Below are 15,054 nucleotides of genomic sequence, written 5' to 3'. Positions count from 1 at the left end.
CCGCACCCACCGGCAGGGAGCCCTCCGCCGACCGAATCCCTCGGTCCAGGGGGCTCCCTGCGGGCCTGAACGAAATCCATGAGGAGCGCTGCCATGGCAGAGCCGCTGCCCGTCCTGGAGATGACGGGCATAGTCAAAGAGTTTCCGGGGGTACGGGCTCTGTCGGGTGTCGACTTCCGGCTCTTCCCCGGCGAGATCCACGCCCTGATGGGCGAGAACGGGGCCGGGAAGTCCACCCTCATCAAGGTGCTGACCGGCGTCTACTCGCTGGACGGCGGCACGGTCACCCTCGACGGGCAGGCCGTGCGGATCGACAGCCCGCTGCAGGCGCAGCAGGCCGGCATCAGCACGGTCTACCAGGAGGTGAACCTCTGCCCCAACCTGTCGGTGGCGGAGAACATCTTCATCGGACGTGAACCCACCCGCGCCGGCCGCATCCTGTGGAAGAAGATGCGCAAGGACGCGGCGGAGCTGGTCGACCGGCTCGGCCTCGACATCGACGTGACCGCGCCCCTGTCCTCGTACCCGCTGGCCGTACAGCAACTGGTCGCGATCGTACGGTCGGTGGGCACCGGCGACAGCGACGGCGCGGGCGCCGGCACCAAGGTGCTGGTCCTGGACGAGCCTACGTCCAGCCTCGACCGCGACGAGGTCCTCGAACTGTTCCGCCTGATGCGGCAGCTCAGGGACGAAGGCGTCGCGATCCTGTTCGTCTCGCACTTCCTGGACCAGATCTACGAGATCTGCGACCGGATGACCGTCCTGCGCAACGGCACCCTCGTCGGCGAGCACATGGTCGGCGACCTCGACCAGGTCGGCCTCGTCCAGCTGATGATCGGCAAGGCCCTGGACCAGCTGGAGGAGCTGCACGACCACCAGCTGCGCGCCGATGTCGGCGAACCGCTGGTGCGCGCCGACGGCCTCGGCAGGACCGGCGCCATCGCCCCCTTCGACCTGGAGATCAAGAAGGGCGAGGTCGTCGGACTGGCCGGCCTGCTCGGCTCCGGGCGTACCGAACTCGCCCGGTTGCTCTTCGGCGCCGACCAGCCCGACAGCGGCAAGGTCAGCATCGGCGGCAAGCCGGTCTCGATGAGCGCCCCGAACGACGCGATCGGCGCGGGCGTCGCGTTCTGCTCGGAGAACCGCAAGGCCGAGGGCCTGGTGCCCGACCTGACGGTGCGGGAGAACATCATCCTCGCCCTGCAGGCCTCGCGCGGCTGGACCCGGCCCATCCCGGCCGCCCAGCGCGACGAACTCGTCGCCAAGTACATCAAGGCGCTGGACATCCGCCCCGCCAACCCCGAGGCCCGCGTCGGCCAGCTCAGCGGCGGCAACCAGCAGAAGGTACTGCTCGCCCGCTGGCTCATCACCCAGCCGAAGCTGCTGATCCTGGACGAGCCGACGCGCGGCATCGACGTCGGCGCGAAGGCGGAGATCCAGAAACTCGTGGTCTCGCTCTCCGAGGAAGGCATGTCCGTGCTGTACATCGCGGCCGAGCTGGAGGAGGTGCTCCGGCTCAGTCACACCATCGGCGTGCTGCGCGACCGCAAGCTGGTCGCACAGATCGCCAACGGGCCCGAGATCACCCCCACCCGGATCCTGGAGACCATCGCGAGCGGAGAACACCAGTGACCACCACCCCCCGATGGCGAGCGCTGACGCAGCATCACCTGTTCTGGCCGGTCGCCGTGCTGGTCGTCCTGCTGCTCATCAACGTTCCCTTCACCCCCGACTTCTTCGCGATCAAGATGACGGACGGCCACCTCTACGGCAGCCTCGTCTCGATCGTGCTGTTCGGATCGCCCCTCATCCTGGTGGCGGTCGGCATGACCCTGGTCATCGCCACCGGCGGCATCGACCTCTCGGTCGGCGCCGTGGTCGCGATCACCGGCGCACTGACCTGTTCCTACATCAGCGACCAGGCCGACCAGAGCGCCCTGTCCGGGGTGCTGCTCGCGATGGGCCTGGGCCTGCTGGCCGCGGTCGTCTGCGGCCTCTGGAACGGCTTCCTGGTCGCCCGGATGGGCATCCAGCCGATCATCGCCACGCTGATCATCATGGTCGCCGGACGCGGTGTCGCCCAGCTGATCACCGACGGCCAGATCATCACGATCAACAGCGAGCCGTACAAGCTCATCGGCGGCGGCTACTGGCTGACCCTGCCCTTCTCGATCTTCGTGGTGGCCGCGGTCGTCGCCATCACCGTCGCCCTGACCCGCCGCACGGCCCTCGGCCTGCTCGTCGAGTCGGTCGGCGGCAACGCCGAGGCCAGCCGCCTGGTCGGCATCAGGTCCCTGCGCATCAAGATCATGGTGTACGTGTTCTGCGCGCTGTGCGCGGGCATCGCCGGCCTGATGATCAGCTCCAACACCTCGGCCGCCGACGGCAACAACGCCGGCCTGTGGATCGAGCTGGACGCCATCCTCGCCGTCGTGATCGGCGGCACCTCGCTGCTGGGCGGCCGGTTCTCCATCGGCGGCACGGTCATCGGCGCCCTCGTCATCCAGACCCTGACCACCACGATCTACACCATCGGCGTACCCACCCAGACCAACCTGGTCTTCAAGGCCGTCGTCGTCATCGTCGTCTGCCTGCTGCAGTCCCCGAAGTTCCGCGCCAAGGTCTTCGGCACGAAGGGCCTCAAGGGGCGCCGGTCCGCGGCTCCGACGGACACCGCCGCGACGCCCGAGGCCGCTCCCACCATGGAGGTGTCGCGATGAGCGCGACCACCAAGACCCGTCCGGCACCGGCGCCGGAAAGCCGTACGGCGTCCAAGGCCGCGCGTCTGCTCGGCGACCGGCGCCTGCCCGTCCTGGTGACGGCCGCGCTCTTCCTGGCGATGTACGTCGGCGGACTGAGCCGCTACGCCAACTACGGCTTCGGCGAACCGCAGGTCTTCCTGAACCTGTTCATCGACAACGGCTACCTGCTGGTCGCCGCCGTCGGAGCCACGTTCGTCATCCTGTCCGGCGGGATCGACCTGTCCGTGGGCTCGGTGATCGGCTTCACCACCATGTTCACGGCCTGGCTGGTGGAACGTCAGGGCCTGCCGATCCTGCTGGTGATCCCCATGGCCCTGGCCGTGGGCGCGCTCGGCGGTTTCGTCATGGGCTACGTGATCCACAACTTCGAGATCCAGCCCTTCATCGTCACCCTCGCCGGGCTCTTCCTCTTCCGGGGCCTGTGCCTGGTCATCAGCAAGGAGTCGATCTCCATCGGCGACTCCTCGGTGAGCAGCATGGCCCAGGCACAGGTGTCACTGGGCGGGGCCTTCCTGTCGATCGGCGCGATCGTCGCCCTGGTCGTCCTGGGCGTGGCGTTCTACGTGCTGCACTACACGCGCTTCGGACGCCGGGTGTACGCCATCGGCGGCAACGAGCAGTCGGCCCTGCTGATGGGTCTTCCGCAGGGCGGCACGAAGATCGCCGTGTACACCGTGAGCGGCTTCTGCTCGGCCCTGGCCGGCCTGCTGTTCACCCTGTACATCCAGTCCGGTGACCCGCTGCACGCCACCGGCATGGAGCTCGACGCGATCGCCGCGGTCGTCATCGGCGGCACGCTGCTGACGGGCGGCTCCGGCTATGTGCTGGGCACCCTCTTCGGTGTCCTGGTGCTGGGCCTGATCAAGAGCATCATCCAGTTCGAGGGCACGCTCAGCTCCTGGTGGACGAAGATCGCCACGGGTGTGCTGCTGTGCGCCTTCATCCTCATCCAGCGCGCCATGACGGCCCGGAAGAAAACCTGACCGCTCCGGGGCGCTCCCGGCCCTCTGCGCACCCGGCCGCTTGCCCCGCCTCCGCACACCTGGAGGCGGGGCAAGCGGCCGACGCATGTGGTGCGGTGCGGCGAGAGCGCCCGGCCGGATCAGCCGGCCAGGGCGTCCAGGTCCACGATGTCGCCGCTGGGGCGCTGCGCCGGGACAGGCTCGTCGAAGTCGGTGAAGGTGAGGGTGCCCGCGTCCTTGCCGGACGTGTTGTCCACCCGCAGCAGATACGGTTCGCCCTCGGTGGCGACGTACAGCGTGTAACGGTCCTTGCCGTCCTTCTCCCGCAGGACGATCGCGGGCGCACCGTCGACGGTGGTGGTCTTGCCGCGGGTCGCGTCCGAGCGGCCGTCCTCGGCGTCGCCGAGGACCGTGGCCAGGTCGCAGAAGCTCGCGATGTCCTGGGCGTCCTGGCCCTTCGCGGACATCCTGGTCCACTTGCCGGCCAGCAGCTCGACGGCCGCTTCGGTGTCCGCCTGGGATTCGCCCTCGCTCTGGGCGCGCAGGAACGCCTCGTCGTACTTCATGTAGACGGTGTCGCCGGTCTTGATCAACTCGGCCTCGCCCTGGCCGCCGACGCTCATCGTGCCGGCGCACTCGCCCTTCTTGTCCAGGGCCATGTCGATCTGGAGCGTGCCGCCGCTCTCCTCGTCGGGGATGTCGCCCTTCATGCGCAGCGACGAGGCACCCGTGGTCGCCTCCATCGCCCGCTCGGCTATCTCACCGCCGCTCAGTCCGGCGAAGGGGTCCTTCGGCGTGGCCGAAGCGCTCGACCGGGCCGGTGTGTCCGGCTTGCTGTCGGCCTTGTTCTGGTCGGGGAGGCAGCCGGTGAGTCCGGTGGTGGCCGCGGCGGCGAGGCAGAGGGCGGCAAGTGTGGTGCGACGCATGGGAATTCCTTCGTGGGGACGGCGATGGGGTGCGGTGAGCTGAGGCGGGGCCGGGCGACGAGTGGTCGCGCTTCGCGCGGTCGCACGTCGAGAGGTCGCGCGCCGAGAGACCGTGCGCCGAGTGGCCGTGCGTCGGGCACATGCGCGTCAGGCGGATGCGGTCGGGCGGATGCGCCGCGCCCCGGGCAGCAGCGGATGCCTTACGCCGCCGCGGCCGTGTGGTGTGCCGTGGCTGCGAGGCGGGGGACCGGAGTCAGGCGGTCTTCTTCCAGTCCTTGCAGCCGGCCGTCTTGAAGTAGGCGTCCGAGGAGCTGATCGTCACGACGGCCGTGCCGTTCACGTTGTTGTTGGCGACGATCGAGTCCATCGAGTGCTCGGCGTCCTTGTCGCGCTCCCAGTAGCAGGAGTCATCGGCATTGCCGGCGGACCTGTAAGTGCCGGGCGCGATGTCGGCGCCGACTCTGAACATGCCGCCGTCGCCGGCCATCCTGGAGGCGGGGGAGCCCTTCGCCTTCACGTCGACGGCCTCCCAGTCGTTGCAGTCGCTCGACTTGAAGAGCTTGTCGGTGGCCTTGACGGTCACGTAACTGGTGCCGGTGACGTTGTCGTTGGCCAGCAGCGAGTCCATCTCGCCCGAGGCGTCCTTGGCCCGCTCCCAGTAGCACAGGCCGTCGCTGTTGCCGGTGGTGCGGTAGGTGCCGGGCTTGAGGTCCGTACCGACCTCGAAGTCGCCGTCCCCCGAGAACGCGACCTTCTTCTCCGCGACCTTCGTCGTCCCCGCGTCCTTGCTCTTCTTCCCGCCGGGCTTGCTCTGCGCGGAGGCCGAAGAGCCCTTGCCGCTCTTGCTGCTCTTGCCGGATCCGCTGTCGCTTCCGCCGTCTCCGGCGTTCGCCGACACGGCGCCGATCACGACGACTCCGACGACGGCGCCCAGCGCGATCTTGCCCTTCATGCCCATGGTTGTGTCCCCTCCCCGTGACGGCGACTGCCGCCGTTCGGCTGTCGCTCGTTCGCTGGGTCAATAAGAACAGACCTTGTGAACTGAGTCAACACGATTCACGCACTGTCGTGTGTACACGGCCGTGAAGGGGTAGATCTTGAGTACGTCGGTATGCTCGGCGCCACACACACGGGACCGTGGGAAGCAAGACGACACGGGACGACGAGGGGAGCCGGCGGTGCAGGACAACGCGACAGAGGTGACCGCCGCCGGGATCGCACGGCTCGCCGGCGTGGGCCGCGCCGCCGTGAGCAACTGGCGACGCCGGCACGCCGACTTCCCCAAGCCGGTCGGCGGCACCGAGACCAGCCCGTCCTTCGCCCTTGCCGAGGTCGAGGCCTGGCTGCGCCACCAGGGGAAACTCGCCGAGGTCCCGCTGCGGGAACGCGTCTGGCAACAGCTCGCAGGACATCCCGAGGGCCCGGTCACGGCACTCACCCACGCCGGCTGTGTCCTGCTCCTGATCCACGACCGGCCCACGGTCTGGCTGGAGGTGAGCGCCGGCTCCGACGAACGGCTGGCCGCGATGCTGCCCGGCGCCCTGGAGCAGGTGCTCGTGCCGCGCTTCGGGGCGCTGCGGGGCAGGCGTGGTGGTAGCGGCGGAAGTGGCGGCAGCGGCGTCGGGGGTGCTGGCGGGCGGGGCCCGCAGCCGGGTGTGAACTCGCCGCAACCCGTGAACAGCCCAGGTGCTGTGAACACCCCGGCGACCGCTCACGCCGCACCGGCTCCCGGTGGCCCGCACACGGCAACCCCGGTTCACGACTCCAGCGCTGTGAACTCACCGGGTGCCGTGAACACCGGCGGGGGTGTCAACGCGGCCGGGGCCGTGAACACCGGTGGCGGCACGAGCCTCGCCGGAGGCGTGAACTCCGCATGGGGCGTGAACTCCGCCGGAGGCATGAATTCCGCCGGGGCCGTAAACGCCGCCACCCCCGCCATTCACGCCCCCAGCGGCCCGGCCCTCCTCCCCTCCGCCCCCCTCCTCCGCGGCGCCGCCGAGCTCGCCGCCGAGCTGGGCGCACGCCAGGCGTTCGAGTTCCTGCTCGGCCGGCACCTCGACGCCAACCCGCGCCAGTACACGCTCACCCCCGGTGAACTCGCCGGTCTCATGGCCGACCTGGCCGGCCCCGCGCGTACCGTCCTCGATCCGGCCTGCGGTACCGGCGCCCTGCTGCGCGCCGTCACTCCGCGCCCCGACCAGGAGCTGTACGCCCAGGACAGCGCCCCGGACCTCGCCGCGCTGACCGCGCTCAGGCTCGCGCTGCACGCCCGGGTGAGCGTGCGCGCCGCCGCCGGCGACACCCTGCGCGCCGATGCCCACCCGGGACTGCAGGCCGACGCCGTCCTGTGCCACCCGCCGTTCAACGAGCGCAACTGGGGTCACGACGAGCTCGCCTACGACCCGCGCTGGGAGTACGGCTTCCCGGCGCGCAACGAGTCCGAGCTGGCCTGGGTGCAGCACGCGCTCGCCCGCCTCAAGGACGGCGGCACCGCCGTCCTCCTCATGCCGCCCGCCGCGGCCTCCCGTCGTTCCGGCCGCCGTATCCGCGCTGACCTCCTGCGCCGCGGTGCGCTGCGGGCCGTCCTCGCGCTGCCGGTCGGTTCGGCACCGCCGTACAACATCCCGCTCCATCTGTGGGTGCTGCGCCGGCCCGAGAGGGCGCCCGCGCAGCCCGAGGTGCTGCTCGCCGACGCGGGGCAGTTCGCCACCGAGGGGCGCGGCGGGCCGGACTGGCGGGCGGTGCGCGACGCCCTGCTCGACGCCTGGCGTGCCTTCGACAAGGCGGGCCGCCTCCCCGAACGTCCCGGCCTGGCCCGTTCCCTGCCCGTCATCGAGCTCCTGGACGACGACGTGGACTTCTCCCCGGCCCGTCACCTGCCGCCCCCGGCGGCGGCCGACGGCGCCGAGGCGCTCAGCGCGGTGCGCGAGCGCCTGGGCGAAACCCTGCGCCTGACCGCCGACCTCACCCCGCCCCCCGCGACCCCCGCACAGCCCGCACGCTGGCCGCTCACCACCGTCGGCGAACTCGCGCGCGGGGGAGCGCTGGTGATGCGGACCGGCGGAAACGGCGGCCACGCGCGCGTGCGCGTTCTCACCGACCATGACGTCCTCGCCGGAACGGCACCCTCCGGGACGCTTCCCGAGAGCGACGAGGAGGCCGTCCTCATGGAGGCGGGCGACGTCGTGGTGCCGGTGCTCGGCGGCGGCTCGGTGACGCGCGTGATCGACGGCGCCACGGCCGGCGCCGCCCTGGGGCGCAACCTCGTACTCCTGCGCCCCGATCCCGCGGCGCTCGACCCGTGGTTCCTGGCCGGCTTCCTGCGCGGCACCGCCAACAACCGTCAGGCCAGCAGCTACGCGTCCACCGCCACGCGCCTCGACGTGCGCCGCCTCCAGCTGCCCCGGCTGCCGCTGGACGAGCAGCGGCGCTACGGAGCGCGCTTCCGAGCCCTCGACGAATTCGAGGGGGCGATCCGGCGCGCGGGCCGGCTCGGGGAGCAGCTGGTGCGCGGGATGTACGACGGCCTGACGGACGGGACGGTCGCCCCCGGCTGAGCCGGAGTGATCAGCATGACAACGGTTCGGTACAACCCAGGACCGCTTGTCCGTGTCGGCCTATACGCTCGAAGCCACAATCGTGCGACCGGCGTTGCCCGACGCCGGCCGCCTTGGTGCGCTCGCCTCGGTGCGCCCGCCTCAGACATCAGGAGCTGTCATGCATGGCCACGGCTACACGCAGCCGGTGAGGAAGCCACCTCCGACGGGGTGGCTGGTCTTCGTGCGCGTGCTGTTCGTGGCGATCTCGGTCCTCACCATCGGCATCCTGGCCTGGACGATGCTGCTGCGCCTGGCGATCGTCACGCGCAAGGGGCTCGACTGGGGTCTGTTCGTGGCCGCGGGCGTGGCCGACGTCCTCTCGCTCGTGCTGCTCGGCACCGAGCCGGGCGAGGAGGTCCACACCGTGGGCGGCTGGACCGGGATAGGACTGCTCCTGGGCACGCTCGTGGCCGCGACCGCGTACTACCTCGCGGCGGACGTACGCCACTTCCACCAGCTCCGCTACGGCGTTCACGCACCGCAGGGCGCACCGCCACACGCACCGGCCCAGACGTACGGCTACCCGCAGCACGCGACGCCAGGACCGTCGCCGTACACCGCGGCGACCGTGCCGCAGACGCCAGGGCCTCTGCAGAGGCCGCAGACGCCACCACCCCCGCAGCCGCCCCTGCCGACCTCTCCGCCGCCCCAGCGCCCCGCGCCCGCCCGCATCGACCAGGTGCGCGCCGAGCTCGACGAGCTCAGTGACTACCTGCGCCGCCAGGACGGCCACCACGACGGCAACCACGAGGGCGGAAGGTGAGCGTGGCGACGGGACGTGTCGTCGGCGGCCGCTATGAACTGTCCACCCTCATCGGGCAGGGCGGCATGGGCCAGGTCTGGACGGCCTACGACCAGCGGCTCGACCGGCGTGTGGCGGTGAAGCTGCTGCGCCCCGACAAGGTGGCCGGCCAGGAGGCGGACGAGCTGCGGCGCCGCTTCGTGCGCGAGTGCCGGGTGACCGCGCAGGTCGACCATCCCGGGCTGGTCACGGTCCACGACGCGGGCAGCGAGGGCGAGGAGCTGTTCCTCGTCATGCAGTACGTCGACGGCGCCGACCTCTCCGACCATCTCGCCGAGCACGACCCGTACCCGTGGCAGTGGGCGGTCGCCGTCGCCGCGCAACTGTGCGCCGTGCTGAGCGCCGTGCACGCCGTGCCGATCGTCCACCGCGACCTGAAGCCGCGCAACGTGATGGTGAAGCAGGACGGCACGGTCACCGTCCTCGACCTCGGCGTCGCCTCCGTCATGGACACCGACACCACCCGTCTCACCCACACCGGCTCGCCCATCGGCTCGCCCGCCTACATGGCCCCCGAGCAGGCCATGGGCGGCGCCGTAGGCCCGTACACCGACCTGTACGCGCTCGGCGTACTCCTGCACGAACTGCTCAGCGGAGACGTCCCCTTCGCGGGCTCGACGGCGCTCGGTGTGCTGCACCGGCACCTGTACGAGCCGCCGCTGCCCGTGCGCCGCATCCGCCCCGAAGTCCCCGAGCCCCTCGAAGCGCTCGTCCTGCGCCTGCTTGCCAAGGACCCGCAGCACCGCCCGGCCTCCGCGCAGGACGTGTACGAGGAGCTGTCGCTGCTCCTGCCCGCGCGCGGGATGCCCACAGGGGCGCCCCTCGACCCCACACGCCCCTTCCTGCGCCCGCACGCCCCCTGGCCGGACCGCGCGCGCACGCCCGCGCCGCAGCCCGCCCCCGCCGCACCGGTGGCGCCCGACGCCGAGAAGCCGGACGTCGCCCGGGCCGTCGACGAGGTCAAGCGCCTCCTCGGCGAGGGCCGCATCACCCAGGCCGTCGACATCCTCGGCGCGATCCTGCCCGCCGCGGCCGAACAGCACGGCGAGCACTCGCCGGTCGTCCGCACTCTGCGCAAGCAGTACGCGGCCACCCTCATGGACGACGGCCAGTACCGGCGCGCACTGCCCGAACTGCGCCGCCTCGCCGAAGAACGTGCCGCCGAGGCCGGCCAGTCCGACCCGCAGTCGCTCCGCTTCCGCTACGAGGCCGCCCAGTGCCTGGAGCAGCTCGGCGAACCGGCGGCGGCGCTCGCGGAGTACCGGGCGCTGCTGCCGTACTACGAGAACCAGTACGTGGCGGGCGACCCCGAGCTCGCCCACGAGGTCCGCCGCCGCATCGGACACCTCCTCCTCGCCCTCGGCGACCGCGCCGCCGCCCACGACACGCTGGTGCGGCTGCTGCACGACACGGAGCGGCTACGCGGCCCCGGGCACCCCCTCGCGGCGGAGATCCGCCGGACCCTGGAGTGGCTGGGACAGGTGCGTGGCTAGGTGTGCGGCTGGGTGTGCTGCCAACAGCCAGTCAGCGATTTTGCCGAACGCATAGGTGAGGCGGGATAGGTTGCGATCCGCTGCACGCGCGCCGTCTGCGCGCGCCCAGCGCGCGGCAACGCGTCGCACAACCAGTCGGTAGAACCGGTCGATACAGCCAGTCCGGTACAGCCAGTCCAGGACAGCCGGTTCGGTACAACCAGGGGTGGGTCACACACATGTCCGGGCATCGTCAGTCCACGAAGCGCAGATACCTCACGTGGGCCGTCGCGGGAACCGCCGTCGTCGCCGGAGCCGGCATCGCCGCGCAGACCTCGACGGCCGCCACGACCTGGCCCGCGCAGCGCACCTACACCGGCCGGGCCTTCGACACCTGCGCCGCACCGTCCCTCGCCGCGATGAAGGCCTGGCACACCGGCTTCTACGGCGCCGCCGCGGTCTACATCGGCGGCAAGAACCGGGGCTGCTCGCAGCCCAACCTCACCGCCTCCTGGGTGAAGTCCGTCAGCACCGTCGGCTGGAAACTCATCCCGCTCTACGTCGGCGCCCAGCCGCCCTGCCAGACGGGCTCCAGCCCCGAGAAGATCACCGCGAGCACCGCCGCCTCCCTCGGCGCGGGCGACGCCGCCGACGCCGTGGCCAAGGCTTCCGCGCTCGGCATGAAGGCGGGCAGCCCGGTGTTCCTCGACATGGAGCCGTACGACATCACGAACACGGCGTGCAACGACGCCGTCCTCACCTACGTCCGGGCCTTCGACAAGGCGCTGCGCGCCAAGACGTACCGCACCGGCTACTACGGCTTCACCGGCTCCAGCGCGAAGGCGATCGCGAAGGCCACCGACAAGACCGATCTCCCCGGCAACATGTGGTACGCGCTGTGGGACAAGCAGAACACCACGACCGCGGACTGGCCCTTCGGCGCGACCCAGTGGACGAACCACAGCCGCGGCCACCAGTACATGGTCAACAGCAAGGAGAGCCGCGGCGGCTACACGATCACGGTGGACCGGGACGCCTGGGACGGACCGGTGGCCATCACCGGCTGACGGTCGCCGGGGCCGCGGAGCCGCGGCGGTGCCGGAAGTCCTGGTGAATCGTTGGTCGAATGGGTTGGCCAGAGCTTGCCCACTGCCTACCATCGATCACCGCAAGACCTTGTGCACCGCCGCACAAACTCCTCGGGAGGCTTCCTTGCACCGCCGCCGTCGCACCGCGCTCCTCCTCTCCGCCGCGATCGTCGCGGCCCCCCTCCTCACCGCCTGTGGAAACGGTGCGCATCCCGGCGCGGCAGCCGTCGTCGGCGGCCAGCGGATCACCGTCTCCCAGCTGGAAACCCGGGTGAGCGAGGTGCGCGCGGCGCAGCGGGCGGCGGTGCCGGACGACGCCCAGTACGAGCAGGCCATCGCCAAGACCGGCACGCTCACCCGCGACACCCTGCACAACATGGTCCTGGAGCGGGTGCTGCAGCGCGCCGCCGAGGACGCGGGCGTGACCGTCAGCCGCAAGGAGATCCAGCAGATGCGCAGCGGCCTGGAGCAGCAGACCGGTGGCGCCGAGGCCCTGGAGGCGGCCTGGCTGCAGCAGTACGGCATCGCCCCCGAGCGCCTCGACGAGAACCTCCGCCTCCAGCTGGAGGCCCAGAAGCTCGCCACCCAGCTCGGCACGAACACCGGCGACCCCGCCTTCTGGAACGCCCTGGCCAAGGCGTCCAAGAAACTGAGCGTCGACCTCAACCCGCGCTACGGCGCCTGGGACGTCAACAAGAGCAGCCGCGTCGACACGAAGACGCCGTGGCTGCGCGAGGTCACGGCGACACAGACGGCATAGCAGCAGGGCGGGGATCATTCATACGATCGCACTGCACCCCTCCGCCCTGTGGATAACTGATCGCCTCGTCGGCGGCGTGCGTTAGCTTCGAATCGTGAACGCAACCAGCCCCGAAGCCGCCACCGGCCGCATCGTCCTCCTCACCACCAGCCACCGCGTTGCGCCCGGCCTGCTGTCCTGGCCCGCCTGGCAGGCACTGCAAGCCGCCGACCGGGTACTGTGCGCGGACGGCGCGCACCCGCAGCTGCCATACCTGCGCGAGGCGGGCATAGCGGTCGACGAGGCGTCGCCGACCGCCGAGGAACTGGTCGACGCGTGCGCCGGAGGGCGGACGGTGGTCGTGGTCGCCACCGGCGAGGGCGAGCCGGCCCTCACGGACGGACTGTCCCGCCTCGCGGGCTCCGGCCGCGTCCACATGCCCGAGCTGGAGCTGCTCCCCGCCTCCTACGACCTGCCGGGCGCCCGCCTCCTGGACCTCGTCCAGGTCATGGACCGCATCCGCGCAGAGTGCCCCTGGTCGTCCCAGCAGACCCACAAGGGCCTTGCGAAGTACGGCATCGAGGAGGCGTACGAACTCGTCGAGGCCATCGAGGAGGGCGACCGCGACGAACTGCGCGAGGAACTGGGCGACGTCCTGCTCCAGGTCGTCTTCCACTCCCGTATCGCGGAGGAGGACCCCGACGCCCCCTTCTCCGTCGACGACGTCGCCGGCGGCATCGTCACCAAGCTCATCCACCGTCACCCGCACGTCTTCGGCGACGAGACGGCCACGACCCCCGAGGAGGTCAAGGAGCACTGGCTGCGCACCAAGGCGACAGAGAAGCAGCGGGAGTCGGTGACGGACGGCGTCCCCCTCGGCCAGCCCGGCCTCGCCCTGGCGGCGAAGCTGGCGTCGAGAGTGCGCACGGCAGGTCTGGAAGTCCCACTGCCCCCGACCGAGGGCATCGGCTACGACCTGCTCGCGCTGGCGGTACGGGCGGAGGCGGAGGGCGTGGACCCGGAGGCGGCACTGCGCGTCGCCGCACGGGCGTACCGGGATGCGGTGCGGGCGGCTGAGGGGCTCGGCGACTAGCCCCGACGCCTCCTCGGGACTCTGACCTGCCCACCGGGCTGCTGCCGCGAAAGCAGGCGGCCAGGGCAGCCAGGGCAGCCAGGGCAGCCGAGGAAGCAGAGGGGAAGGCAAGGAACAAGCGCACAGGGCCCCCTCCGCGGACCTCATCGCCCCCCGAAGCGCTGCCCAGCCCTCAACCCCGGCCCTCACCCGGCGTCCCCCCGCCCTCACCTGGCGTCCCCCCGCCCTCACCCGGCGTCCCCCTGCCCTCACCTGGCGTCCCCCCGCCGGCTCTCCGGATACCGTCAAGGAGTGACCGACCAGCCCACCCCCTCGGACCCTGCCCCGGAACTCTTCACCTGGGAGTTCGCGACGGATCCCTATCCCGCCTACGCATGGCTGCGTGAGAACGCCCCCGTGCACAGAACCAAACTCCCCAGCGGCGTGGAGGCCTGGCTGGTCACCCGGTACGTGGACGCCAAGCAGGCCCTCGCCGACCCGCGTCTGTCGAAGAATCCGGCGCATCACGACGAGCCCGCCCACGCCAAGGGCAAGACCGGCATCCCCGGTGAGCGCAAGGCCGAGCTGATGACCCATCTGCTCAACATCGACCCGCCGGACCACACGAGGCTCCGTCGGCTCGTCTCCAAGGCGTTCACCCCGAGACGGGTCGCCGAGTTCGCCGACCGGGTCCAGGAACTCACCGACCACCTCATCGACCAGTTCGCCGAGAAGGGCAGCGCCGACCTCATCCACGAGTTCGCCTTCCCCCTGCCCATCTACGCGATCTGCGACCTGCTCGGCGTCCCCCGCGAGGACCAGGACGACTTCCGTGACTGGGCGGGGATGATGATCCGTCACGGCGGAGGGCCGAGGGGCGGCGTGGCGCGGTCGGTGAAGAAGATGCGGGGCTATCTCGCCGAGCTCATCCACCGCAAGCGGGAGGCGCTCCCGGAAACCGCAGCCCCCGGCGAGGACCTCATCTCCGGCCTCATCCGCGCCTCCGACCAGGGCGAGCACCTTTCGGAGAACGAGGCCGCGGCCATGGCCTTCATCCTCTTGTTCGCCGGCTTCGAGACCACTGTCAACCTCATAGGAAACGGCACGTACGCCCTCCTCACCCACCCCGAGCAGCGAGACCGGCTCCAGAAGTCCCTCGCCGCCGGTGAACGGGGTCTGCTGGAGACCGGGGTGGAGGAACTGCTCCGCTACGACGGCCCCGTCGAGCTCGCCACGTGGCGGTTCGCCACCCAGCCGCTCAGCGTCGGTGGGCAGGACATCGCGGCCGGCGACCCCGTTCTCGTCGTACTCGCCGCCGCGGACCGGGATCCGGAGCGGTTCGCCGATCCGGACACCCTCGACCTGTCCCGCCGTGACAACCAGCACCTCGGATACGGCCACGGCATCCACTACTGCCTGGGCGCGCCCCTCGCCCGCCTGGAGGGCCAGACCGCCCTCGCGACGCTCCTGACGCGTCTTCCGGACTTGCAACTCGCGGTGGAAACGGCCGATCTGCGGTGGCGGGGCGGTCTCATCATGCGCGGTCTGAGGACGTTGCCCGTCAAGTTCACGCCGCGTGTCTGACTCCTCCCACCTGCGTAAAGGTGACCCGCCCTCAACTCTGTGACTTTC

At 71.0% G+C, this 15,054-nt stretch carries 12 protein-coding genes; 10 read left to right on the top strand and 2 right to left on the bottom strand.

What is annotated here, in order from left to right; translation table 11 throughout:
- Window positions 1–93: 93 nt before the first annotated feature.
- The 3 genes from KUM49_RS43105 to yjfF are packed head-to-tail and all read left to right on the top strand — an operon-like array spanning window position 94 to window position 3,745.
- Window positions 94–1,632 carry a sugar ABC transporter ATP-binding protein gene (locus KUM49_RS43105; RefSeq protein WP_217242400.1) on the top strand — a complete coding sequence of 513 codons (1,539 nt, stop codon included), beginning with the start codon at window positions 94–96 and terminating at the stop codon, window positions 1,630–1,632.
- A complete protein-coding gene (locus KUM49_RS43100) occupies window positions 1,629–2,720 on the top strand; it encodes an ABC transporter permease (protein ID WP_217242399.1) in 1,092 nt (363 codons plus the stop codon). Before KUM49_RS43105 ends, KUM49_RS43100 begins: the two co-directional genes overlap by 4 nt.
- The gene (gene yjfF, locus KUM49_RS43095) at window positions 2,717–3,745 is read left to right on the top strand and encodes a galactofuranose ABC transporter, permease protein YjfF (protein WP_217242398.1); all 1,029 of its coding nucleotides are present in this window, start codon (window positions 2,717–2,719) and stop codon (window positions 3,743–3,745) included. Before KUM49_RS43100 ends, yjfF begins: the two co-directional genes overlap by 4 nt.
- A gap of 119 nt (window positions 3,746–3,864) precedes the next feature.
- Here yjfF and KUM49_RS43090 read toward each other — a convergent pair whose 3' ends face one another.
- On the bottom strand, window positions 3,865–4,650 hold the full coding sequence (locus KUM49_RS43090; RefSeq protein WP_217242397.1) for a hypothetical protein: 786 nt from the start codon (window positions 4,648–4,650) through the stop codon (window positions 3,865–3,867).
- Window positions 4,651–4,903: 253 nt separating this feature from the next.
- Window positions 4,904–5,608, bottom strand: a complete 705-nt coding sequence (locus KUM49_RS43085; protein ID WP_217242396.1) for a hypothetical protein — start codon at window positions 5,606–5,608, stop codon at window positions 4,904–4,906.
- A gap of 220 nt (window positions 5,609–5,828) precedes the next feature.
- Here KUM49_RS43085 and KUM49_RS43080 point away from each other — a divergent pair, with 220 nt between their 5' ends.
- The 7 genes from KUM49_RS43080 (at window position 5,829) to KUM49_RS43050 (ending at window position 15,006) form a co-directional block, all read left to right on the top strand.
- Window positions 5,829–8,207, top strand: coding sequence for an N-6 DNA methylase (locus KUM49_RS43080; RefSeq protein WP_217242395.1), 2,379 nt, complete (start codon window positions 5,829–5,831; stop codon window positions 8,205–8,207).
- A 187-nt stretch (window positions 8,208–8,394) separates the two neighbouring features.
- Window positions 8,395–9,012: a hypothetical protein gene (locus KUM49_RS43075; protein WP_308406998.1), complete on the top strand. Its 618-nt coding sequence runs from the start codon at window positions 8,395–8,397 to the stop codon at window positions 9,010–9,012.
- A gap of 38 nt (window positions 9,013–9,050) precedes the next feature.
- Complete coding sequence (locus KUM49_RS43070; protein ID WP_302185582.1) at window positions 9,051–10,544, top strand: serine/threonine-protein kinase; 1,494 nt, start codon at window positions 9,051–9,053, stop codon at window positions 10,542–10,544.
- Between the two features lie 218 nt (window positions 10,545–10,762).
- Window positions 10,763–11,590 carry a glycoside hydrolase domain-containing protein gene (locus KUM49_RS43065; protein WP_217242392.1) on the top strand — a complete coding sequence of 276 codons (828 nt, stop codon included), beginning with the start codon at window positions 10,763–10,765 and terminating at the stop codon, window positions 11,588–11,590.
- Between the two features lie 145 nt (window positions 11,591–11,735).
- Window positions 11,736–12,371, top strand: a complete 636-nt coding sequence (locus KUM49_RS43060) for a SurA N-terminal domain-containing protein (protein ID WP_217242391.1) — start codon at window positions 11,736–11,738, stop codon at window positions 12,369–12,371.
- A gap of 94 nt (window positions 12,372–12,465) precedes the next feature.
- Entirely contained in the window at window positions 12,466–13,443 is a 978-nt protein-coding gene (locus KUM49_RS43055; RefSeq protein WP_217242390.1) for a nucleoside triphosphate pyrophosphohydrolase, read from the top strand.
- A gap of 291 nt (window positions 13,444–13,734) precedes the next feature.
- Window positions 13,735–15,006 carry a cytochrome P450 gene (locus KUM49_RS43050; protein ID WP_217242389.1) on the top strand — a complete coding sequence of 424 codons (1,272 nt, stop codon included), beginning with the start codon at window positions 13,735–13,737 and terminating at the stop codon, window positions 15,004–15,006.
- The last annotated feature ends 48 nt before the right edge of the window (window positions 15,007–15,054 follow it).

The sequence above is a fragment of the Streptomyces sp. AC555_RSS877 genome, assembly GCF_019049245.1.
Classification (GTDB): Bacteria; Actinomycetota; Actinomycetes; order Streptomycetales; family Streptomycetaceae; genus Streptomyces.
The sequence above is the reverse complement of the archived record's forward strand: the minus strand, read 5'-3'. Positions and strand labels throughout refer to the sequence as shown.